Source organism: Shewanella sp. ENK2, assembly GCF_043568515.1.
GTDB lineage: Bacteria > Pseudomonadota > Gammaproteobacteria > Enterobacterales > Shewanellaceae > Shewanella > Shewanella japonica.
Window position 1 is genome coordinate 712753 of sequence record NZ_CP171406.1, and the last position, 24331, is coordinate 737083.

The 24331-nt window shown below is 42.0% G+C and carries 16 protein-coding genes, 2 tRNA genes and 3 pseudogenes; 2 read left to right on the forward strand and 19 right to left on the reverse strand.

The window, feature by feature from the left end; translation table 11 throughout:
- Positions 1-41: 41 nt before the first annotated feature.
- From infB to rlmE, 11 genes and pseudogenes are all read right to left on the reverse strand, one after another.
- Positions 42-2689: pseudogene (infB, locus tag ACGEDC_RS03265) on the reverse strand (translation initiation factor IF-2).
- Positions 2690-2714: 25 nt separating this feature from the next.
- Positions 2715-4214, reverse strand: coding sequence for a transcription termination factor NusA (gene nusA, locus ACGEDC_RS03270; protein WP_055023711.1), 1500 nt, complete (start codon positions 4212-4214; stop codon positions 2715-2717).
- Positions 4215-4243: 29 nt separating this feature from the next.
- Positions 4244-4699: a ribosome maturation factor RimP gene (gene rimP, locus ACGEDC_RS03275; RefSeq protein WP_055023710.1), complete on the reverse strand. Its 456-nt coding sequence runs from the start codon at positions 4697-4699 to the stop codon at positions 4244-4246.
- 162 nt (positions 4700-4861) lie between these two features.
- Positions 4862-4938 (reverse strand) — tRNA-Met (locus tag ACGEDC_RS03280).
- Between the two features lie 81 nt (positions 4939-5019).
- Positions 5020-5104, reverse strand: a tRNA-OTHER gene (locus ACGEDC_RS03285).
- 68 nt (positions 5105-5172) lie between these two features.
- A complete protein-coding gene (secG, locus tag ACGEDC_RS03290) occupies positions 5173-5505 on the reverse strand; it encodes a preprotein translocase subunit SecG (RefSeq protein WP_055023709.1) in 333 nt (110 codons plus the stop codon).
- 4 nt (positions 5506-5509) lie between these two features.
- Positions 5510-6292, reverse strand: coding sequence for a triose-phosphate isomerase (tpiA, locus tag ACGEDC_RS03295; RefSeq protein WP_055023708.1), 783 nt, complete (start codon positions 6290-6292; stop codon positions 5510-5512).
- A gap of 175 nt (positions 6293-6467) precedes the next feature.
- The gene (gene glmM, locus ACGEDC_RS03300; protein ID WP_394496410.1) at positions 6468-7808 is read right to left on the reverse strand and encodes a phosphoglucosamine mutase; all 1341 of its coding nucleotides are present in this window, start codon (positions 7806-7808) and stop codon (positions 6468-6470) included.
- A 63-nt stretch (positions 7809-7871) separates the two neighbouring features.
- The gene (folP, locus tag ACGEDC_RS03305; RefSeq protein WP_394496412.1) at positions 7872-8711 is read right to left on the reverse strand and encodes a dihydropteroate synthase; all 840 of its coding nucleotides are present in this window, start codon (positions 8709-8711) and stop codon (positions 7872-7874) included.
- A 114-nt stretch (positions 8712-8825) separates the two neighbouring features.
- Positions 8826-10777 (reverse strand): annotated as a pseudogene (gene ftsH / locus ACGEDC_RS03310) (ATP-dependent zinc metalloprotease FtsH).
- Positions 10778-10822: 45 nt separating this feature from the next.
- Positions 10823-11451: pseudogene (gene rlmE / locus ACGEDC_RS03315) on the reverse strand (23S rRNA (uridine(2552)-2'-O)-methyltransferase RlmE).
- A gap of 90 nt (positions 11452-11541) precedes the next feature.
- Here rlmE and yhbY point away from each other — a divergent pair.
- A complete protein-coding gene (gene yhbY, locus ACGEDC_RS03320) occupies positions 11542-11841 on the forward strand; it encodes a ribosome assembly RNA-binding protein YhbY (RefSeq protein ID WP_055023703.1) in 300 nt (99 codons plus the stop codon).
- Positions 11842-11993: 152 nt separating this feature from the next.
- On the opposite strand, the gene greA is transcribed toward yhbY, so the two are convergent.
- From greA to dnaK, 8 genes are all read right to left on the reverse strand, one after another.
- Complete coding sequence (greA, locus tag ACGEDC_RS03325; protein WP_055023702.1) at positions 11994-12470, reverse strand: transcription elongation factor GreA; 477 nt, start codon at positions 12468-12470, stop codon at positions 11994-11996.
- Between the two features lie 266 nt (positions 12471-12736).
- Complete coding sequence (gene carB / locus ACGEDC_RS03330; protein ID WP_055023701.1) at positions 12737-15961, reverse strand: carbamoyl-phosphate synthase large subunit; 3225 nt, start codon at positions 15959-15961, stop codon at positions 12737-12739.
- Between the two features lie 27 nt (positions 15962-15988).
- Complete coding sequence (gene carA / locus ACGEDC_RS03335) at positions 15989-17146, reverse strand: glutamine-hydrolyzing carbamoyl-phosphate synthase small subunit (protein ID WP_394496416.1); 1158 nt, start codon at positions 17144-17146, stop codon at positions 15989-15991.
- A gap of 179 nt (positions 17147-17325) precedes the next feature.
- Positions 17326-18138 carry a 4-hydroxy-tetrahydrodipicolinate reductase gene (gene dapB / locus ACGEDC_RS03340; protein WP_211029863.1) on the reverse strand — a complete coding sequence of 271 codons (813 nt, stop codon included), beginning with the start codon at positions 18136-18138 and terminating at the stop codon, positions 17326-17328.
- A 52-nt stretch (positions 18139-18190) separates the two neighbouring features.
- Positions 18191-18805, reverse strand: a complete 615-nt coding sequence (locus ACGEDC_RS03345; RefSeq protein ID WP_394496419.1) for an FKBP-type peptidyl-prolyl cis-trans isomerase — start codon at positions 18803-18805, stop codon at positions 18191-18193.
- Positions 18806-18912: 107 nt separating this feature from the next.
- Positions 18913-19704 carry a M48 family metallopeptidase gene (locus ACGEDC_RS03350; RefSeq protein ID WP_394496421.1) on the reverse strand — a complete coding sequence of 264 codons (792 nt, stop codon included), beginning with the start codon at positions 19702-19704 and terminating at the stop codon, positions 18913-18915.
- Between the two features lie 213 nt (positions 19705-19917).
- Positions 19918-21048 (reverse strand): molecular chaperone DnaJ, encoded by a 1131-nt coding sequence (gene dnaJ / locus ACGEDC_RS03355; protein WP_394496423.1) that lies wholly within the window; start codon positions 21046-21048, stop codon positions 19918-19920.
- An 87-nt stretch (positions 21049-21135) separates the two neighbouring features.
- Positions 21136-23055 carry a molecular chaperone DnaK gene (dnaK, locus tag ACGEDC_RS03360; protein WP_055023695.1) on the reverse strand — a complete coding sequence of 640 codons (1920 nt, stop codon included), beginning with the start codon at positions 23053-23055 and terminating at the stop codon, positions 21136-21138.
- A gap of 272 nt (positions 23056-23327) precedes the next feature.
- Between dnaK and ACGEDC_RS03365 the strand changes: the two genes are divergently transcribed.
- Complete coding sequence (locus tag ACGEDC_RS03365) at positions 23328-24227, forward strand: DMT family transporter (protein WP_394496426.1); 900 nt, start codon at positions 23328-23330, stop codon at positions 24225-24227.
- Positions 24228-24331: the final 104 nt, after the last annotated feature.

Sequence of the window (24331 nt, forward strand, 5' to 3'; positions counted from 1 at the left end):
TTATATAAATAAAAAAGGCGGCTTTCGCCGCCCTTTCTGTGTTACAGCGTTCTGGCCACTTCGACCGTCTCGAAGACCTCAATCTGATCGCCAACTTTGACGTCATTGTAGTTCTTCACACCGATACCACATTCCATGCCATTACGGACATCGTTTACATCATCTTTAAAGCGACGTAATGATTCTAGTTCACCTTCGTAGATAACCACGTTTTCACGTAGTACACGGATAGGAGCGCTACGTTTGATGGTACCTTCAGTAACCATACAACCCGCAATTGCACCAATCTTAGGCGACTTAAATACGTCACGTACTTCAGCTAGACCGATGATTTGCTGCTTGAACTCAGGCGCTAACATGCCGGTCATTGCCGCTTTAACTTCATCAATTAGGTCATAGATAACGCTGTAGTAGCGTAAATCAACGCTTTCAGCTTCAATTGTCTTACGCGCTTGTGCATCAGCACGAACGTTGAAACCAACCATGATAGCGTTTGAAGCTGCTGCAAGTGTTGCATCAGTTTCTGTTAATGCACCAACACCACGAGCAATAATGCTAACTTTAACTTCGTCAGTAGACAGTTTCGTTAATGAATCACAAATTGCTTCAAGTGAACCTTGAACGTCTGCTTTAAGTACGATGTTTAGCTCTTGTACTTCGCCTTCAGTCATGTTCGCAAACATGTTCTCAAGTTTAGACTTCTGCTGACGCGCAAGTTTAACATCACGGAATTTACCTTGACGGTAAAGTGCAACTTCACGAGCTTTACGTTCATCACGTACCACAGTCGCTTCATCACCTGCAGATGGCACACCTGACAGACCTAAGATCTCAACAGGAATTGAAGGACCAGCTTCTTTAATGCTCTTACCGTTTTCATCTTTCATCGCACGGATTTTACCGTACTCAAGACCACAAAGAACGATATCACCTTGGCGTAACGTACCTTCTTGAACAAGAACAGTAGCAACAGGGCCACGACCTTTATCCAATTTAGATTCGATAACCACACCTGCAGCCATACCTTCACGAACAGCTTGAAGCTCTAGAACTTCAGCTTGTAAAAGAATGCCTTCAAGTAGCTCATCGATACCTGTACCTGCTTTAGCTGAAACGTTGACGAACATATGCTCGCCGCCCCAATCTTCAGACATTACACCATGCTGCGCTAACTCACTCTTAACACGTTCTGGATCAGCTTCTGGCTTATCCATTTTGTTCACAGCAATGATTAACGGCACGTTACCGGCTTTAGCATGTTGGATTGCTTCAATTGTCTGAGGCATAGCACCATCATCAGCAGCAACGACCAATACAACGATATCTGTTGCTTTAGCACCACGAGCACGCATAGAAGTGAACGCTGCGTGACCAGGAGTATCTAAGAAAGTGATCATGCCGTTGTCAGTTTCAACGTGGTAAGCACCAATATGCTGCGTAATACCACCGGCTTCACCATCGGCAACTTTTGCACGACGAATATAATCAAGTAATGATGTTTTACCATGGTCAACGTGACCCATAATGGTCACAACTGGAGCACGTGTTTCTAGAACAACGTTCTCTTCATCACGATCACCAAGTACTTGATGCTCTAATTCGTTTTCACGTAGTAGTACAACTTTGTGACCCATTTCTTCAGCAACCATTTGTGCTGTTTCTTGGTCAAGGATTTGGTTAATCGTAACCATTGAACCCATTTTCATCATTTGCTTGATGATTTCAGTTGCTTTAACAGACATACGCTGCGCAAGTTCAGCAACAGAAACGGTTTCACCAATACGAATGTCGCCTTTAACCACTGCGACAGGCTTGTTAAAGCCGTGTGCCATTGATTCAGGAGCAGTACTTTGGTTACGAGCGCCTCTTGAACGGTTATCACGACCGCCTTTGCCACCACGTTTCTTGTTCGCATTCTTGTTACGAGAACGACGACCACGTTTTTCTTCTGCAGCATCTGAGCTATCTTCAGCAGCACGAGCAGCTTTAGATGTTGTGATGTGATGGTCGCTGTTTTTCTCAGCTTCTATACGTTGACGCTCCTCTTCAGCCCAACGCTTAGAGTTTTCTTCAGCAAGTTTACGCGCAGTTTCAGCAGCTTGTGCAGCTTCTTCTTTTGCTTTTTAGTTAACGCTTCTTCTTGAGCAGCTTTAATACGCTCAGCTTCAGCTTTAGCTGCAGCAGTTTCAGCATCATCAGCTTTAGCAGGTTTTGCTTCTGCTTTTGCTTTAGCTTCGGCTTCTTTCTTTGCCTTAGCTTCTGCATCGGCTTTAGCTTTTGCTTCAGCCTTAGCTTTGTCTTCAGCAGCTTTAGCTTCTGCTGCAGCTTTTGCCGCCGCTTCTGCTTCTTTTTGCTGTTGTGCTTGTTTTTCTGCTTCTGCGGCTAATTCACTTTCATCACGTTTAACGAAAGTACGTTTCTTACGTACTTCAACTTTAACGTCTTTAGATTGGCCACCACCGGCATTCACGCTTAAAGTAGACACAGTTTTGCGTTGCAAAGTCATTTTTTGCGGCGCATTTTCACCACCATGCTGCTTCTTTAAGTGATCTAACAACGTTTGCTTTTCTGTTTCAGAAACGCTGTCAGTTTTAGTCTTCTTAATTCCCGCTTCGGCAAACTGTTCAATCAGTCTGTCTACATTCTTGCCCACTTCTGTGGCCAATTTATCTATACTTGTATCTGCCATCAATTAAATCCCCCTGTTGATCGACTTATGCTTCTTCGCCAAACCAACAGATATTACGGGCAGCCATGATGAGCTCACCTGCTTTTTCTTCTGTCAATTCTTCAATATCGATTAAATCGTCAATACCTTGTTCTGCTAAGTCTTCTAAGGTCGACACACCTTTACTTGCAAGAACATATGCTAAATGCTTTTCTAAACCATCTAACGCTAATAAATCAGCAGCCGGTTCTGCACCATCAAGTGCTTCTTCCGTTGCTAATGCTCGAGTCGAAATCGCTGCTTTGGCACGTTCGCGCAAGGCAGCAACAATATCTTCATCAAAACCGTCAACTTCTAACAGTTCTGCTTCTGGTACGTATGCAATTTCTTCTAAAGAAGTGAAACCTTCTTCAGCAAGAACGGTTGCAAAATCTTCGTCAACGTCTAATGTTTCAACAAACAAGCTAATCACTTTAGCGCTTTCAGCTTGGTGCTTGGCGTTTAGCTCCTCAACGGTCATCACGTTAAGTTCCCAACCTGTTAGTTGAGTAGCTAAACGAACATTTTGACCGTTACGGCCAATTGCTTGTGCCAAACTATCTGCTTCAACAGCAATATCCATTGAGTGGTTGTCTTCATCAACAATGATTGAAGCAACATCAGCAGGTGCCATTGCATTGATCACGTATTGTGCTGGATTGTCATCCCACATAACGATATCAACACGCTCACCGCTTAATTCATTTGATACAGCTTGAACACGTGCACCACGCATACCAACACAAGCACCGATTGGGTCGATACGCTTATCGTTAGTTTTCACCGCAATCTTAGCGCGAGCGCCTGGATCACGTGCTGCGCCCATGATTTCAATCATTTCGTCTAAAATTTCAGGTACTTCTACTCTGAATAGCTCGATGATCATCTCAGGCTTACTACGGGTTAAAAATAGTTGCGCGCCACGAGCTTCTGGGCGAACGGCATAAAGTAATGCACGAACACGGTCACCAGGGCGGAAAGATTCACGACTGATGATGTCTTCTTTATAAATCACACCGTCTGCGTTATTACCTAAATCAACGACGACACTTTCGCGGGTGCTTTTCTTGACAACACCAGTAACAATTTCACCTTCTCTTTCGATGAACTGCTCTACGATTTGCGCGCGTTCAGCTTCACGTACTTTTTGTACAATAACTTGCTTCGCTGTTTGCGTTGTAATACGGTCAAAAACAACTGAATCGATTTCATCTTCGATGAATTCACCCGGTTGAATTTCAGGATTTTCAAAACGTGCAGCTTCAAGTGTAATTTCACTATAAGGGTTTTCTAAAGCTTCGCCTTGATCATCAACAACCATCCAACGACGGAAAGTGTCGTAGTGGCCCGTTTTACGGTCAATAGCAACGCGAACTTCAATTTCGCCTTCGTATTTTTTCTTAGTTGCTGTGGCTAGAGCAATTTCTAGCGCTTCGAATATTTTCTCGCGTGGGACGGCTTTTTCATTGGATACCGCCTCTGCGACTAGCAGAATCTCTTTATTCATTATGTCTTGCCTCGTTCACCTTGAAACTATCAAAACTTCGCAATAATGTTGCCTTTACGCACATTATCTAAAGCCACAATCAAATCTTCACCATCAACGGTAATTGTCAGCATTTGCCCTTCAATTGCCGTAATAGCACCTTTTAAATTACGACTACCTGCAACAGGCATCGTTAACTGTACTTTTGCATCTTCGCCGATATAAGCAGCGTATTGCTCAGCCGTAAATAGTGGTCTATCTACACCTGGCGATGAAACTTCTAGTGTGTATTCTGTCGAAATTGGGTCTTCAACATCTAGAACAGCACTAACTTGGCGGCTGGCTTCAGCACAATCTTCAATATTGATACCGTTTTCACCATCAATAAATACACGTAATATTGAATGACGCCCTGCATGGACAAACTCAATACCCCAAAGTTGAAAACCTAACGCTTCAACAGGTACTGTCAGCATTTCTGTCAGTTTAGTTTCTAATGTTGCCAAAAATGACCCCCAAAAACGAAAAAAAGGGCAAATAGCCCCAAGAAAGTCCGTAAAATCACGGAGTTACTAAGCTCCATATAACAAAAAACCCCGTAATAACGAGGTCTTAAATATAGAACCTTTTAATTATTTATCCTTAGAAATAAGAAATAAATAATAAGCTGGTTGCGGGGGCCGGATTTGAACCGACGACCTTCGGGTTATGAGCCCGACGAGCTACCAAACTGCTCCACCCCGCGTCAACTTGCGCAATTATATTAACTTACGTCTTTGCTTGCAATAATTAATCAGTGTTAACTTGAGGCTGATTAATTAAATTTTGGTGCGGATGGTGGGACTTGAACCCACACGAGCATAGCTCACCACCCCTCAAGATGGCGCGTCTACCAATTCCGCCACATCCGCATTCAAACTTTTTACACTAGTTAGCTAAAGCAATCACTACTAGTTTTTTGCCAATTGGAGGCAATAATTTAGTCAGGAATTTCTGATTCTGAGGTTTCAGCCTGAGTAGGAGCTTGTTCAACTTGCTCTACTGCAGAACCTAAATCATTCCAAGCATCATCTTTTTTAGAGTGGTTTGCACTTAAGTTACCTAAAATAAGGCTTAATGCGAAAAAACCAATCGCTAAAACAGCGGTGCTACGGGTCAGGAAGTTACCTGAACCATTTGAGCCAAATAGAGTTCCTGATGCACCAGCACCAAAAGAAGAACCCATATCTGCGCCTTTACCTTGTTGAATTAAAATCAGTCCTACTAGACCAATCGCAACAACCAAGTAAACAACAATTAAAACTTCATACATAATATTATGCGCTCATCGCTATGGAACATAAACTTAAAAACTCGCTAGAGTTTAAGCTAGCTCCGCCAATCAATCCACCATCTACGTCTGGTTGGGCAAATATATCAGCAGCATTCGATGGGGTAACACTACCGCCATATAAAATGCGAATATTCTCTCCAATAAATGGAGACACTTCAGAGAGTCGATTACGAATAAACGCGTGAACTTCTTGCGCTTGCTCTGGAGTTGCACTTTTACCAGTGCCTACAGCCCATAAAGGCTCATAAGCGATAATGGCATTATCAAAAGCCATGGTGCCATTCTTTTCGATAACAATGTCTAACTCTTCAGCAATGACTTCAAAAGTTCGTCTTGCTTCACGAGCTGGACCTGATTCACCAACACAAAGAATCGGCGTTAGACCATGTTTTTGTGCTGCAGCGAATTTCTCTGCAACGATATTACTTGTTTCGCCGTACATTCTACGACGTTCGGAATGGCCGATAATCACATATCGACATCCTGAATCTTTTAGCATTTTACCGGAAATTTCACCAGTATAGGCACCGAAGTCATGTTGACTTAGGTTTTGTGCGCCCATTCTTACAAGCGCACCATCTAAGGTTTGCTTATTTGCTTCAAGTAGTTGTCTAACACTTTCAAGATAAATTGAAGGTGGACATAAAACTACTTCAGCAGAATCATTTTGGAGCTTTGTAGCAAACTTGCTGAATAACTCTTGAGCTAACGCTGCACTGCCATTCATTTTCCAGTTGCCAGCTACCATAGGACGTCTGAGTGCCATTACTGTCTCCTTTGAAAGCGGCGTGAATGATAACGAACCGCCAAACAACTTACAATAGCTAACTCAGGAATATTTATCATAACTTGACGGAATGATGTTTTTTTATTCGCTGAGCTAAGATATTAAATAAGTTAATAATAAATAAAAACGCAAAATGATTGTATACCGAACTTTGTCACAAACCCACGCTTTTGACTACATCGGCAATTTCGTTTGCAAAAGCCGTGACTTGAACATCATTTTTACCTTCGACCATCACCCTTATCAAGGGTTCTGTGCCTGATTCTCGTATAAGTACTCGCCCATTTTGACCCAATAGCTTTTCAATTTTTGTCTGAACAGAGCGCACAAGTTTTGATTCTAATGGCTTTTTGTCGACGTTATAGCGGACATTAATTAATACTTGCGGGTACATTTCTAGAGGGGCAACTAATGCAGCAAGCTTGCTGTTGGCACATTGCATGGCTGCTAATACTAATATCCCAGCAACGATACCATCACCAGTCGTACCATGATCTAAATTAAGAATATGACCTGAATTTTCACCGCCGATACGCCAGTTATTTTGGCGCATAAGCTCCATGACATATCGGTCACCAACATTTGAACGAACAAACGGTACATATAACTCATTCAATGCAACTTCCAATCCAAGATTTGACATCAAGGTCCCCACAACTCCGCCTTGAAATTTACCTTGTTTGATCGCATCTAGAGCAAGAATATACAATATTTGGTCACCATCAATAATATTGCCTTGATGATCGACCATCATGATACGGTCACCATCACCGTCGAGTGCTATTCCCACATCTGCATTGTGATTGATAACGGCTTCACAAATAGCCGCCATGGAAGTTGCTCCAACTTTATCATTAATATTTAATCCATTAGGTTTATCACCAATGGTAATCACATTGGCACCTAACTCTTTAAATACATTGGGTGCAACATGATAGGTAGCACCATGAGCACAGTCGACGACTATAGTTAATCCGTTTAAAGTCAGATTTGCCGGAAAGTGGCCTTTGCAGTATTCAATATATCGACCGGCGGCATCATCAATTCGAGCCGCCTTACCGAGTAGGTGTGACTCAACACATTGCATAGGCTTAGTCAGCTCATGCTCAATTTCCAATTCTATTTTGTCATCTAACTTACTGCCGTCAGCAGAGAAGAATTTAATGCCATTATCATAATATGGATTATGTGAAGCGCTGATAACGATTCCCGCTTCAGCTCTAAACGTTCTAGTAAGGTAAGCAATTGCGGGGGTAGGCATTGGACCAACGAGCAGAACATTAAGTCCTGCAGCAGACAAACCAGCCTCTAATGCTGATTCGAAAAGATACCCGGAAATGCGGGTATCCTTACCAATAATAATTTTCTTTGTCCCACTGCGTGAAAGCACTCTGCCTGCAGCCCAACCTAATTTTAAAGCTAATTCAGGGGTCATGAAGCCTGCGCCAACTTTTCCCCTAATTCCATCCGTGCCAAATAGATTACGTTGTTGCATTAGTACCTCACATTAAGTGAATTCACACTAACTCAATCAGCTAAACTAACAGGTTATATCACTTTATTCATGTAAACTCGCCATGGTTGCTGACATAACCGTTAACGCATCGACGGTTTCTTTTACATCATGTACTCGTAAAATTTGCGCGCCTTGTTGCGCCGCAATCATTGCTCCTGCAAGACTACCAGCGAGTCGTTCATCTACATTTCGCTGGAGTAAATCGCCAATCATGCTCTTTCTAGAAAGGCCGATAAGTACAGGTAGGTGCATGCTATGAAGTTCAGGTAATTTTGCCAATAGCTCATAATTGTGCGCTAAGGTTTTCCCAAAACCGAAACCCGGGTCAATGATAATATTTTCGCGAGGCATACCTGCTGCAACACAATAATCAATGCGTAATGATAGAAAATCGATAACTTGTTGAATAACATTGTCATAACTTGGATTATCTTGCATTGTTTCAGGCTTACCTTGCATATGCATTAAGCATACAGGCACATCCAAGCTAGTCGCCATCGCGACTGCGCCAGGTGCTTGTAAAGCGCGGACATCGTTAATAATATGCGCGCCTGCAGCGACCGCTTTCTCCATCACCTCTGGTTTACTCGTATCGATTGAAATCCAAATATTAGGATGTTTAGCCGCATACTCAATCACTGGGATCACACGAGCCAATTCTTCTTCAACTGATACATCAGTTGCACCGGGCCTAGTGGACTCGCCACCAATATCCAAGATGGTCGCACCTTCTTCGATGACTTTATCAACCTGTTTACAGGCATTTTCGAACGTAGAAAACTGACCACCATCAGAAAAAGAATCAGGGGTAACATTGATAATTGCCATTACGACAGGGTTAGATAACGATAATGTTTTATCGCCAGACTTCAGCTCAAACACACAACCTCACTTACATTAAAAAGTGCCACACCAGCAATATGACTTAATTATGACACTAGTACAATAAATATAAAAAAACCCCTTTCGGGGTTTTTTATTTCAAAATACAGCTAGTTATTTTGCTGTAGATTCATCTGTTTTAGGTTCAACATCAGGCTTATCTTCTGTTGACTCTTCGGCTACTGAATCGGTATTAACCGGTGTGCCTTTATCTTGGTCATCCATTGAATCATCCGCTTGCCAATCCGCAGGCTGGCGAACATCACGTCGATTCATAAGATCATCAATTTGTTCAGCATCAATGGTTTCATACTTCATTAATGCATCTTTCATTGAATGAAGGATATCCATATTTTCAGTCAGGAATGTATGTGCACGCTCATAGTTAGTATCAATAAGGTGCTTCACTTCCTGATCAATCATGCCAGCAGTTTCATCAGACATATTCTTAGATTTCGCCATACTGCGACCTAAGAACACTTCGCCTTCATCTTCCGCATACAGAACCGGCCCTAACTTCTCAGAGAAGCCCCACTGTGTCACCATGTTACGGGCAATCGATGTAGCATATTTAATATCTTGAGATGCACCTGTCGATACTTTCTCACCACCATAAATGAGCTCTTCAGCTAGACGGCCACCATAAGCTACCGAGATTTGACTCTCAAGTTTACGACGACTTTGGCTGATAGCATCCGCTTCAGGCAAGAAGAATGTTACACCTAATGCACGGCCACGAGGGATAATCGTGACTTTATGAACCGGATCATGCTCTGGTACTAAACACCCAACAATCGCATGGCCTGCTTCATGATAAGCCGTCATTTCTTTCTCTTCTTCCGACATCACCATAGTGCGGCGCTCTGCACCCATCATGATTTTGTCTTTCGCGCTTTCAAACTCTTCCATGCCAACGACGCGGCGATTACCACGTGCTGCGAAAAGTGCAGCTTCGTTAACAAGGTTAGCGAGATCAGCACCAGAGAAACCTGGTGTACCACGAGCGATAACACTGGCTTTAACACCATCAGCTAGAGGTACTTTACGCATATGAACTTTAAGAATTTGCTCACGACCACGGACATCTGGCAAACCTACAACCACTTGACGGTCAAAACGGCCCGGACGCAATAAAGCAGCATCAAGAACATCTGGACGGTTAGTTGCAGCGATAACAATGATACCTTCGTTACCCTCAAAACCATCCATTTCGACCAACATTTGGTTCAATGTTTGCTCACGTTCATCGTGACCACCACCCACACCAGCGCCACGTTGGCGACCTACGGCATCGATTTCATCGATAAAGATAATACAAGGTGCTGACTTTTTCGCTTGCTCAAACATGTCACGTACACGAGATGCACCAACACCGACAAACATTTCAACGAAGTCAGAACCAGAAATAGTAAAGAACGGTACTTTAGCTTCACCAGCAATGGCTTTAGCAAGTAGGGTTTTACCTGTACCCGGAGGGCCCACAAGTAACACACCCGTCGGAATACGACCACCTAACTTTTGGAAACGTGTCGGTTCTTTTAAGTAATCAACCAATTCTTTCACGTCTTCTTTAGCTTCGTCACAACCTGCAACGTCACCAAAAGTCGTTTTAATTTGGTCTTCGCTCATCAATTTGGCTTTACTTTTACCAAATGACATTGCGCCTTTACCACCACCGCCTTGCATTTGACGCATGAAGAATATCCATACACCGATCAATAGCAGCATTGGGAACCAAGAAATGAAAATTTGGGTTAAGAAACTAGACTCTTCAGCTTCCTGCCCTTTCATTGAAATCCCTTTACGATCAAGATCATTAATTAAATCTTGGTCATACATTGGCATAATAGTGGTGAACTTCTCTCCAGAACGCTTGATCCCTTCAATAGTTCGTTGATCACTCTTAATTTCAACCGAATTGATATTGCCATTACGGACACTATCTAAGAATACGGAATAATCCATCTTCTGCGATGACGAAGAAGAGGGGAGTAACCCTGAAAAACTGACATCAGCACAACGGCGATGACAACCCAGAGAATTAAATTTTTTGCCATGTCACTCAAATTTCTAGACCTCTTAAAGACCCACGATAATTAATCGTTAGACTACTATAACTTGTAACCAGTCGCCACTATATACACTTCACGTGAACGTGGTCGCGATGAATCTGGTTTTCGTGTTTTAACTGTAGTGAAAGCTTGTCGAACTGCTTTCATATATTCATCAAAGCCCTCCCCTGAAAGACTTTAACTGCAAAACTACCATTAGATGCCAATACTTGATGACACATATCTAATGCTAATTCAACAAGATACATCGCCCTAGGTTGGTCCACACCGTCTGAACCACTCATATTAGGCGCCATATCAGAAAGCACTACATCCACTTTATCCTCACCAACACGGTCAAGTAAAGCATCAAGTACTTTCTCTTCACGGAAATCACCTTGTAAAAAGTCAACTCCCACAATTGGATCCATTGGTAAAATATCACAGGCAACTAGCTTGCCTTTTTCTCCAACCAATTTAACAGCAATCTGTGACCAGCCACCAGGCGCTGCACCTAAATCAACCACTGTCATACCTGGTTTAATCAATTTATCTTTCTGTTGGATTTCTTCCAACTTGAATGCAGCTCGAGAGCGTAAGCCTCGCTTCTGTGACAGTTTAACGTAATGATCGTCAAAATGTTCTTGCATCCATCGGCTTGAACTTGCCGAACGTTTTTTCGTTGCCATTTAAATTCCGTAACGATTTGGAGTTACATAAAGCTTATATAAGGGTAGAATAGCCGTTTTTCAACAGTAACATTCAAAAAGTTGGTACAAATGAACTTAACAACCAAACAAAAACAGCATTTAAAAGGCTTAGCGCATAATCTTAAGCCAGTGGTGCTGCTGGGTGCTAATGGTTTGACCGAAGGTGTGCTGGCTGAAATTGATAGTGCACTCACTCATCATGAACTAATAAAAGTGAAAGTAGGCTCTTCTGATAGAGAGCTTAAAAATGCTGTCGTTGACGCGATTATTCGCGAAACTCAATCAACCAAAATACAGCTTATCGGACACACCTTAGTTATTTTCCGTCAGTCTGCTGAAATGAAAGTTGCCATTCCAAAAGCAAAGTAATTTCGTCAAACAACTCGGTTTAAATGTTCATATTGCTTCAATACGATTCAAATGTTCATTTTGACCTAAAAAAACCACTGTTAATCAGTGGTTTTTTTATTACTATAAAATATCAATCTTAAGTCGTAATTAATATTGATATTAATTCTGGCTTAGATGTACTCAACAGCCGTAATTTCATATTCTGCTGTGCCACCTGGCGTTGTAATAGCCACTTCATCATCGACACTCTTACCAATCAGTCCACGGGCAATTGGCGAATTTACTGAAATTAAATTCTCTTTAATATTCGCTTCATCATCACCTACGATACGGTAGGTTGACTCTGCATCAGTATCAATATTTAAAATGGTGACTGTTGTACCAAAAATAACACGACCAGTATTTTGCATCGTGGTCACATCGATGATTTGGGCATTTGATAGCTTGCCTTCAATATCACGAATACGAGCTTCACAAATTCCCTGCTCTTCTCGAGCAGCATGGTATTCAGCATTTTCTTTTAAATCACCCAATTCACGTGCTTCTGCAATAGCAGAAGTGATCTGTGGGCGGCGTTCAAATTTTAATTCGTCTAATTCTTTACGCAGCTGCTCAGCTCCGATAATCGTCATAGGGACGGTATTCATAATGTCTTATGTCTCCTTTAAAAACAAAAGCACCCCGTGCTGGTACAAAACCAACACAGTTAAATCTCGATTAATTCGCATAGCGCACGATCTTTATAACAATAAGTCTAAATGATGCGGTGTCTTGCGTTGAGGATGCATCTAATGATGATGCCTTAAGCTTACATAAACTTGAGAATACTTACTACTGACTGTCAAAAAATAGTAATAAAAAAGACTGCACGAATGCAGCCTTTTTAATCAAATCATCAATAAATTAAATAAAATTAATTTTTAGCGATTCGCTCATGTAATTCTTGTACCGAATTCACATTATTTCTGTCATCTGCTGAATGTGCTAAACAAGTAGCAAAAGCAGCATTAAGCGTTGTCGTGTAATTCACTTTGTAGCGAAGTGCACCACGTCTAATTTGACGAGAATCCTCAATTGCTTGACGACCTTCAGTCGTGTTAACAATGTAGGTGTACTCATCATTCTTAATACGGTCAAGAATATGAGGACGTCCTTCATGTACCTTGTTAACTAAGCGAGGGTTAATTCCTGCTTCACCAAGAATCACGGCAGTACCGTGTGTAGCATCGATTTGGTAACCAAGTTCAATTAACTTAGCAGCAAGCTCGGCAACACGCTCTTTATCACTGTTACGTACAGATAATAATGCTCGACCTGATTTTGGTACTTCAGCTGTCGCACCTAGTTGTGCTTTTGCGTACGCTTCAGCAAAAGTTTCACCTACACCCATAACCTCACCCGTTGAGCGCATCTCAGGGCCAAGCATTGGGTCTACACCTGGGAACTTGTTAAACGGTAATACCACTTCTTTTACAGAGAAGTACGGTGGAATCACTTCTTTAGTAAAGTTTTGCTCAGCTAAAGATTGACCAGCCATCACACGTGCAGCGATTTTCGCTAAAGGTACACCCGTTGCTTTAGAGACAAATGGAACTGTACGAGCAGCACGAGGGTTAACCTCAATCATGTAGATCTCATCGTCTTTAACAGCAAATTGCACGTTCATCAAACCAATAACGCCTAGCTCCATTGCTAATTTAGCAACTTGCTCACGCATACGGTTCTGAACATCTTCACTTAAACTGTAAGGAGGTAAAGAACAACCTGAGTCACCTGAGTGAACGCCCGCTTGCTCAATGTGCTCCATAATAGAGCCCACGACAACAATCTCGCCATCACATACCGCATCGATATCAATCTCGATTGCATTATCAAGGAATCTATCTAGCAATACTGGAGATGAGTTAGATACGCTCACTGCTTCATTGAAATAGCGACGTAAGTCTTGCTCGTCATATACGATTTCCATTGCGCGGCCACCAAGTACATAAGATGGACGAACAACTAATGGGTAACCGATACGCTCAGCAGAAATAACCGCACCTTCAACTGTTGTTACAGTGTCATTTTCAGGTTGCTTCATTTCTAAGCGTTGAATTGCTTGCTGGAAACGCTCTCTGTCTTCAGCACGGTCGATTGCATCAGGACTTGTACCAATAATCGGTACCCCTGCCGCTTCAAGGGCACGAGCTAATTTTAGAGGTGTTTGACCACCATATTGAACGATAACGCCTTTTGGCTTTTCAATGCGAACAATTTCAAGCACATCTTCAAAGGTTACTGGCTCAAAGTATAAACGGTCTGACGTGTCATAATCCGTAGAAACCGTTTCTGGGTTACAGTTAACCATAATGGTTTCGTAACCATCGTCACGTAAGGCTAACGCTGCGTGAACACAACAGTAATCAAACTCAATGCCTTGACCAATACGGTTAGGGCCGCCACCAAGAATCATGATTTTATCGCGATTTGATGGCGCAGCTTCACATTCTTCTTCGTATGTTGAGTACATGTAAGCAGTGTCTGTTGCAAATTCTGCAGCACAGGTATCAACACGCTTATATACAGGGTGCATATCAAAGCGGTCACGAATCTTACGCACTTCTGTTTCGCTAACACCTAAGATTTGCGCTAGGCGAGCATCAGAGAAACCTTTACGTTTTAGTTTCAGTAAGAATGCTTGATCAAGACCTGACATGCCCACTTCAGCAACTTTCGCTTCTTGCGCAATTAAGTCTTCAATCTGAACTAAGAACCAGTGATCAACATTCGTTAGCTTGAACACTTCATCACGGCTTAAACCTGCACGGAATGCATCCGCAATATACCAAATACGGTCAGCACCTGGTTCTTTAAGCTCATGACGGATTTGCTGCATGCTTTCAGGTAACGCAATATCAACAATTGGGTCAAAGCCTGTACGACTAACTTCTAGACCACGCAGTGCTTTTTGCAAAGACTCTTGGAATGTACGGCCAATAGCCATCACTTCACCAACAGACTTCATTTGCGTTGTAAGACGGTCATTCGCACCAGCAAATTTTTCAAAGTTAAAGCGAGGAACTTTAGTTACAACATAATCGATAGCAGGTTCAAATGATGCAGGAGTTCGACCACCTGTAATATCATTCATCAACTCATCTAAAGTGAAGCCTACCGCTAATTTAGCGGCCACTTTCGCAATTGGGAAACCCGTTGCTTTAGATGCTAATGCAGAAGAGCGAGAAACGCGTGGGTTCATTTCGATGATAACCATACGACCAGTGTTTGGACAAATACCAAACTGAACGTTAGAACCACCTGTTTCTACACCAATTTCACGCAGTACTGCTAATGAAGCATTACGCATTAACTGGTATTCTTTATCAGTCAGTGTTTGTGCTGGAGCAACGGTAATTGAGTCACCAGTATGCACCCCCATCGCGTCGAAGTTTTCAATAGAACACACGATAATACAGTTATCGTTGCGGTCACGAACCACTTCCATTTCGTATTCTTTCCAGCCGATTAATGATTCATCGATCAATAATTCACTGGTAGGAGAAAGCTCAAGACCTTGCGAACAAATGTCTTCAAACTCTTCTTTGTTATAAGCGATACCACCGCCACTGCCACCCATAGTGAATGACGGACGGATAATACAAGGGAAGCCAACTTGGTCTAAAACGCCGTAAGCTTCTTCCATTGTATGTGCAATACCGGCACGTGGACATTCAAGTCCAATTGCTTTCATTGCGGTGTCAAAACGACTACGGTCTTCAGCTTTATCAATTGCATCAGCTGTCGCACCAATCATCTCGACATTAAACTCTTTTAGCACACCCTCAGCTTCAAGTTGAAGTGCACAGTTAAGCGCAGTCTGACCACCCATAGTAGGTAAAATCGCATCAGGCTTTTCTTTAGCGATAATATTACGTACCACTTCCCAATGAATAGGCTCGATATATGTTGCATCGGCCATCTCAGGATCGGTCATGATGGTTGCAGGGTTTGAGTTAACTAGAATAACTCGATAGCCTTCTTCACGCAGCGCTTTACACGCTTGCGCACCCGAATAGTCAAATTCACACGCTTGGCCAATGACGATTGGACCTGCGCCTAGGATTAGAATGCTTTTAATATCAGTACGTTTTGGCATTGCTTCTATCTTCTCCGAGTGACCTAACTATTTAGTGTTTTGACGAAATTGCTCAATCAATTCAATGAAATGATCAAACAAAGGTGATGCATCCGTCGGTCCAGGGCTCGCTTCTGGATGCCCTTGGAAACTAAACGCAGGTTTATCAGTCAGGTGAATACCTTGTAATGACCCATCAAATAATGACTTATGTGTCACTTTAATATTCGCTGGTAACGTCGCTTCATCAGCAGCAAAACCATGGTTTTGGCTGGTGATCATCACATTACCTTTTTCGATATTGCTAACAGGATGGTTGGCACCATGATGACCAAACTTCATTTTTAATGTTTTAGCCCCAGATGCTAATGCAAGTAACTGGTGACCTAAACAAATACCAAACACTGGAATGTCAGTCTTTAGAATTTCTTGAATGGCTGTAATCGCATAATCGCATGGCTCTGGGTCACCAGGACCGTTTGACAGGAATATACCATCTGGATTCATTGCTAATACTTCTGCAGCAGAAGTTTGAGCAGGTACCACTGTCACATCACAACCACGGTCAACTAACATACGTAAAATGTTACGCTTAATACCGTAATCGAAAGCAACGACTTTATATTTAAGTTCTGATGCTGGTGTCTCATCAGGTAAACCGCCAACTAAACGCCAGCTAGCTTTACGCCATTGATAAGTAGACTCAGTCGTCACTTCTTTGGCTAAGTCCATGCCTTTTAAACCAGGGAATGCCTTTGCTGCAGCTATTGCTTTAGCTTCATCGATATCGCCAACCATAATACAACCGGCTTGCGCACCCTTTTCACGTAAAATACGGGTTAATTTACGGGTATCGATATCCGCTATGCCGACAACATTATTTGATTTTAAGTAATCACTTAATGATTGTTGGTTACGGAAGTTGCTGGCTAATAGAGGTAAATCTCGGATGATAAGACCACAAGCATGAACTGAATCAGATTCAGTATCTTCATCATTTGTGCCGGTATTACCAATATGAGGGTAAGTTAAAGTTACGATCTGGCGAGAATATGACGGATCCGTTAGAATCTCTTGATAGCCTGTCATTGAAGTATTGAATACTACTTCACCAACAGTGAGTCCATCGGCACCAATTGCTGTGCCAGAGAAAACGGTTCCATCTTCGAGTACGAGTAAGGCAGACTGTGTCAACGCGACCTCCAAAAAATAAGAGCCAAGCCACTGAAATTATTTGTATTTAATTTTTACAAATCCACCAATTTACAAAATTTTGGCAAATTCCAGCGATTTTATATGAATTAAGTTAAAGCGTCTATGCTTAGTTATTTTATTTTGGGAAAAATAATTTCCAAAAAAACCACCAACGGTGGTTTTTTTAAATATTAATTGAGACCTAATACTTGCTGCATGTCATACAAGCCTGAATCCTGATCGGATAACCAATAGGCTGCACGCATTGCACCATTAGCAAATGTCATTCGACTGGTCGCTTTATGGGTTATTTCTACTCGTTCACCAATATCAGCAAACATCACTGTGTGGTCACCAACGATATCGCCGGCACGAATAGTAGCAAAGCCAATCGTATTCCTATCACGCTCTCCGGTCATACCTTCACGACCATAAACAGCACATTCTTCAAGATCACGACCTAGAGTGTCGGCTATTACCTCACCCATTTTTAATGCCGTACCTGAAGGAGCATCTTTTTTAAATCGATGATGACCTTCGGTTATCTCGATATCAGTGTAATCACCCATCACTTTAGCGGTTAACTCTAATAATTTTAGGGTTAAATTCACACCAACAGACATATTAGGGGCAAAAACAACAGGGGTTTGCTCGGCAAAGGCGTTAATCATTTCTTTTTGAGCATGATTAAAACCTGTTGTGCCAATCACAATCGCTTTATTATTCTTTGAACACCATTCAAGGTGAACAAGAGACGATTCTGGCGAGGTAAAATCAATTAATACATCAAAGTGTTCTGATGCTATGTCTAATGAATCTGTAATCGCGACATTCATAGTACCAACGCCAGCGAGTTCACCAGCATCTACACCTATAAGTGTAGAGCCTTTACGCTCAACTGCGGCACCTAAATAAATCATTTCATGTTGCTTAGCAGCTTCAATCAATGTGCGACCCATACGGCCACTGGCACCAACAACAGCGACTCTTACTTTTGCAGTCATGTCTTTCTCCCAGTGATACAAAAACGCCTAAGATTAACTTAGGCGTTTATCATTAAACGATTGCTAATAATTCAACTTCGAATACCAACGCCGAGAATGGCGGGATTGAAGCACCAGCACCACGTTCGCCGTAAGCTAAGTGTTGTGGAACGAATAATTTAAGCTTAGTACCAACTGGCATTAGTTGTAATGCTTCAGTCCAACCAGCGATAACACCAGACACTGGGAATTCAGCTGGCTCACCACGAGTAACAGAGCTATCGAAAACGTCACCGTTGATGAAAGTACCGTGGTAATGTGCACGAATAGTAGAATCAAGTGTTGGCTTCTCACCTTCACCTTGAGTAATAACTTCATACTGAAGACCAGAATCAGTTACTGTAATGCCTTCACGTTTAGCATTTTCAGCTAGGAAGTTTTCGCCTTCTGCAGAAGCAGCTGCAGCAGCTTCTTCTTGAGCAGCTTGTAAACGACGGCTGATTTCAGTGAAAGCCACTTGTAAGTCTTCCATTGCAACAGCGCTTTCTTTACCTTCAAACGCATCCGCTAGACCAGCTTGTACAGCAGGGATATCGATACCTTCGAAAGAGTTAGCAGCAAGTTGCTCACCCATTTGACGACCTACACCATAACTTGCTTGCTGTTCCATTGTGTTGAACTCTGACATAACTTATTTACTCTCAATTCATCAGTTAAAATTTGCGGGGCAGTTTAGCACACTTTACCACCTGATGTAGGCTAATCTGCGGTGATATTGACTATTTTTCATAAGCCTTATTTACATTGGGGCAATGACTGTTTTTTTGCAGCCAGATATAACGGGAATACTTTGTCTTGAAGTGCTTGTAAATCAGCTATTCGTGTAGAGTGTGACGGGTGAGTTGAAAACAATTCAGGCCCTTGTTCACCACCCGCTTTGGCCATGTTTTGCCATAAAGTGACACTCATTGCTGGATTAAAACCCGCTTTAGCCATTAACTCTAAGCCCAGCTCATCAGCTTCACTTTCTTGATCTCGTCCAAACGGTAATAAAATGCCAACTTGTGCCCCTAACCCCAGTCCTGCCATATACAAATCTTTATTCGCGACACCACCAGCACCTAAAGCAACGTCAGCAAGTTGAATACCCGTGTTCGTCATCTGTGAGCGAGACACTTGCTCATTACCGTGTCGAGCAAGAACATGTGCAACTTCGTGGCCAACGACAGTTGCTAACTGATCTTGGTCCGCAGCGACCTCAAGTAATCCGGTATAAACACCAATGTATCCACCAGGTAAAGCGAAAGCATTTACCTGCTTTGAGTCAAAAAGTACCACTTCCCATTGCTGGGTTTGGTCAGGTAGTACCGCTGTTATTCTATTGGCAACGCAATTTACATATGCCGTTTTTTGCTTATCTTGACTAATTTTTTCAGATTTTTTCATGGCAGCAAAAGATTGTTCACCCATCTGGCTCATTTTATTTTTATCAAATAACAACATTTGACTACGACCTGTGGGAGATTTATGGGTGGCACACGCTGACATCAACAGCGAAATAAATAACAGCGGCACTAACTTGTTCATTTTATATCCTTTAAAATAATTCTTATTGGTGAGATAACTCTGTATTTATGTGCGTTATTTTAAACCAAAGCGCGGTTTAAATGCACGGCTCTATTGCTGCCTCTTTTCACCTAAGTCAACAAAGATAGGAAGCGCTGTTCGAAAATCAAAAAAAACTGCTTACCGAAGTAAGCAGTTTTTTAATACTCAATGAGTGAGTTCAGTTAATCGCAATTAGCTATTTAAATCGTGAAAGAACTTCTTAACACCATCAAAGAATCCTTCAGCCTTTGGGCTATGCTTCTTTGACTCGCCTGTTAAGGTCGATTCAAATTCGCGAAGTAATTCTTTTTGTTTCTCATTTAAGTTAACAGGCGTTTCCATTACCACCTTACACAGCAAATCGCCAACGGCATGACTGCGTACAGACTTAACCCCTTTACCACGCATACGGAACATACGGCCCGTTTGAGTTTCTGTTGGGATCTTAAGGTTCACTTTGCCATCTAAGGTCGGAACTTCGATTTCGCCACCTAATGCAGCTTTGCTGAATGAGATTGGCACTTCACAATAAAGGTTATTACCATCTCGAGTGAAGATTGCATGGTCACGTACACTAACCTGAACATATAAATCTCCAGGAGGTGCACCAAACTCACCCGCTTCACCTTCACCAGATAAACGAATACGGTCACCAGTATCAACACCAGCAGGGATCTTAACTGATAAGGTTTTGCTCTTTTCAACACGACCTTCACCATGACATTTCTTACATGGGTCTTTAATGATCTTACCGCGACCATGACAAGTTGGACAGGCTTGCTGAACAGCAAAGAAACCTTGACGCATTTGTACTTGGCCTTGGCCATGACATGTACCACATGTTGTAGCCGAAGTGCCTTTTTTAGCGCCGCTACCGTCACAAGCATCACAAGATGCTAACGTAGGAATGCGTAATTCTTTTGTAAGGCCACGAACCGCTTCTTCAAGCGAAAGTTCAAGGTTGTAACGTAAGTCACTGCCTCGAGCTGCTTGACGCTGACCACCGCCACGACGTCCGCCGCCAAAGATATCGCCAAACACATCACCGAAGATATCACCGAAATCGCCTGCACCACCATGGCCGCCGCCACGGTTAGGATCTACACCAGCATGACCAAATTGGTCATAAGCCGCTTTTTTATTGGCATCGGTGAGAATTTCGTAAGCTTCTTTTACTTCTTTAAAGCTTGCTTCAGCTTCTTGATCGCCAGGGTTACGGTCTGGATGAAACTTCATCGCCAAACGTTTATAGGCTTTTTTGATTTCTCGTTCACTGGCATCACGACCGATACCAAGAACTTCGTAATAATCTCGCTTTGACATAATCTCAGTTTTCTCAAGCAGGTATTGTACGAACGGGCGTTAGAGATTTCTCCCAACGCCCGCCTGAAAGTTAACTAAAAATTTAGCTTACTTTTTGTCGTCTTTTACTTCTTCAAACTCAGCATCAACAACGTCATCTTCAGGCTTAGCTTCTTGAGCATCTTGTGCAGGCGCTTCACCTTGTTGTGCTTGTGCATTTGCTTGAGCAATTTCCATTAACTTAGCAGATGCTTCCATTAATGCTTGTGTCGCTTTATCAATTGCTTCTTTGTCGTTACCTTTAGTTGCGGTATCAACTTCAGCCATTGCAGCTTCAATTTTTTCTTTGTCTTCGCTTGGTAATGCGTCACCCGCTTCTTCGATTTGCTTCTTCGTAGCGTGAACCATACCATCAGCTTGGTTACGTGCTTGAACTAGCTCTTCGAATTTAGCATCTTCATCAGCATGCGCTTCAGCATCACGAACCATTTGCTCTACTTCTTCATCAGATAAACCTGAGTTTGCCTTGATGGTGATGTTTTGCGCTTTGCCCGTTTTCTTATCCGTTGCAGACACGTTTAAGATACCATCGGCATCAATGTCGAATACAACTTCAATTTGTGGCTGACCACGTGGAGCTGGCTCAATACCTTCAAGGTTAAATTGACCTAAAGATTTGTTGTAGCTCGCTTGCTTACGCTCACCTTGCAATACGTGAATAGTCACAGCAGCTTGGTTGTCATCAGCAGTTGAGAACGTTTGCGATGCTTTTGTTGGGATAGTGGTGTTTTTCTCGATTAGACGAGTCATTACACTACCCATAGTTTCGATACCGAATGAAAGTGGTGTTACGTCAAGTAACAATACATCTTTCACATCACCAGAAAGAACACCTGCTTGAATTGCCGCACCTACTGCAACAGCTTCATCAGGGTTAACATCTTTACGTGGCTCTTTACCGAAGAAATCAGTTACTGCAGCCTGTACTTTAGGCATACGTGTTTGACCACCAACTAAGATAACTTCATTGATGTCAGATACTGATAAGTCTGCATCTGCTAACGCAACTTTTAACGGCTCTAAAGAACGTTGAATTAGATCTTCAACTAAAGACTCTAATTTAGCGCGAGTCACTTTAACAACTAAATGCTTAGGACCTGTTGCATCAGCAGTGATGTATGGCAGGTTAACTTCAGTTTGAGTTGTGCTTGAAAGTTCAATCTTCGCTTTTTCAGCCGCTTCTTTAACACGTTGCATTGCTAATGGGTCATTACGTAAATCTAGACCTTGTTCTTTTTTGAACTCATCAGCTAAGTAGTTAATTAAACGGTTATCGAAATCTTCACCACCTAAGTGAGTGTCACCGTTAGTAGCAAGTACTTCGAACGTTTGGTCACCGTCGTTGCTATCGATTTCAATGATAGAGATATCGAAAGTACCACCACCTAAATCGTATACAGCAACAACGTTGTCGCCTTGTTTCTTATCGATACCGTAAGCAAGTGCAGCAGCAGTTGGTTCGTTGATGATACGTTTAACATCAAGACCAGCAATACGACCAGCATCTTTAGTTGCTTGACGTTGTGAATCGTTAAAGTATGCAGGAACAGTAATAACTGCTTCTGTTACTTCTTCACCTAAAAAGTCTTCTGCAGTCTTTTTCATCTTTTTCAAGATTTCAGCAGAAACTTGTGGTGGAGCCATTTTCTTACCGTGTGCTTCAACCCATGCATCACCATTGTCAGTACCAATGATTTTGAAAGGCATGATGTCTACGTCACGTTGAACTTCGTCATCTTTAAAACGACGACCGATTAAACGCTTAATCGCGAAGAAAGTGTTAGTTGGGTTGGTAACCGCTTGACGTTTAGCTGGTGAACCTACCAATGTTTCATCTTCAGTGTATGCGATGATAGAAGAAGTAGTACGTTCGCCTTCAGCATTCTCAATTACGCGAGCTTTGTCGCCATCAAGGACAGCTACACAAGAGTTTGTTGTGCCTAAGTCAATACCAATAATTTTGCCCATGAGGATCTCCGAAATATAAATTTTAGTGTTACTAATTTGCTTATGGTTGTTGATATGGGGTCAGGATTATTAATTTCAAGTCCTAATTTTTTAGCCTCTCATATCAGCCTTAATGCATATATTGGGACAGCGATCTGAATTACAAGGGGGAGGATCGAAATTTTTATTAAAAATATATTAAGGATCGATAAATAAACCGTGCACCACTTTTGTATATTGCATACAATTCTCACATAAACCGATAGCAACCTCATCATTTCACTGGAAAGGCCGTGTCAAATACTACTCTCGCATACCTATATGGCCTGCTGGCTGTGTTACTTTGGTCAACCGTCGCCACAGCATTCAAAATTGCATTAGGCTACTTCACCCCATTGCAACTAGTATTTGTTGCCGTGATGACATCAATACTTGCTCTTGGCATTATTGTCACCTTTCAAGGAAAACTCACTTTAATCTCAAAGCAATTGAAACGTCGTCCGTTATTTTATTTGTTTACGGGACTGTTAAACCCTTTTCTTTATTACTATGTGTTATTTGAAGCTTATGATCTTCTACCAGCGCAACAAGCGTTGTCACTCAACTATACTTGGGCAATTTTATTACCGATATTAGCTGTGCCTTTATTAGGTCATAAGCTCACTAAGATAGATTCTGTTGCGGCAATCATCGCTTATGCCGGAGTGTATGTTATTGCCACAGGCGGCAATATCCGTGAATTTAATTTCGAAAGCCCTACAGGAATAGCCTTTGTATTAAGTAGCACTGTGATTTGGTGCCTTTACTGGGTTATTAATACTAAAGATGATGGTGATGCAATCGTTAGCCTGTTGCTCAGTTTCTTAATTGGTTTGCCATTTGTCACTGTGGCAATGATGTTACACCAACCTATTGAATCCATCAGTTGGCAAGCTCTAGGGGCTGGCATGTATGTTGGTTTGTTCGAGATGGGGTTAACTTTCGTGTTGTGGCTAATGGCACTTAAAACAACACAGAAAACTGCCAACATTACCACCTTGGTTTTTTTAACGCCTGTATTATCTGTTGGTCTTATTGCTCTTATATTAAAAGAGCACATAACCATTAGCACTTACATTGGCTTATGTTTTATTTTGACGGGCTTAATGCTGCAAAAATTATTACCTCGATTACTAAAAGCTAATAACCCGTAATAAAACAGCGATAAGCTCGATTAAGCTAGCGTTCAACTGGTACATCCTCTTATTGATAGTTGATTGCTTCATCATTACTTGCTACTAATATATTGTACAAATAT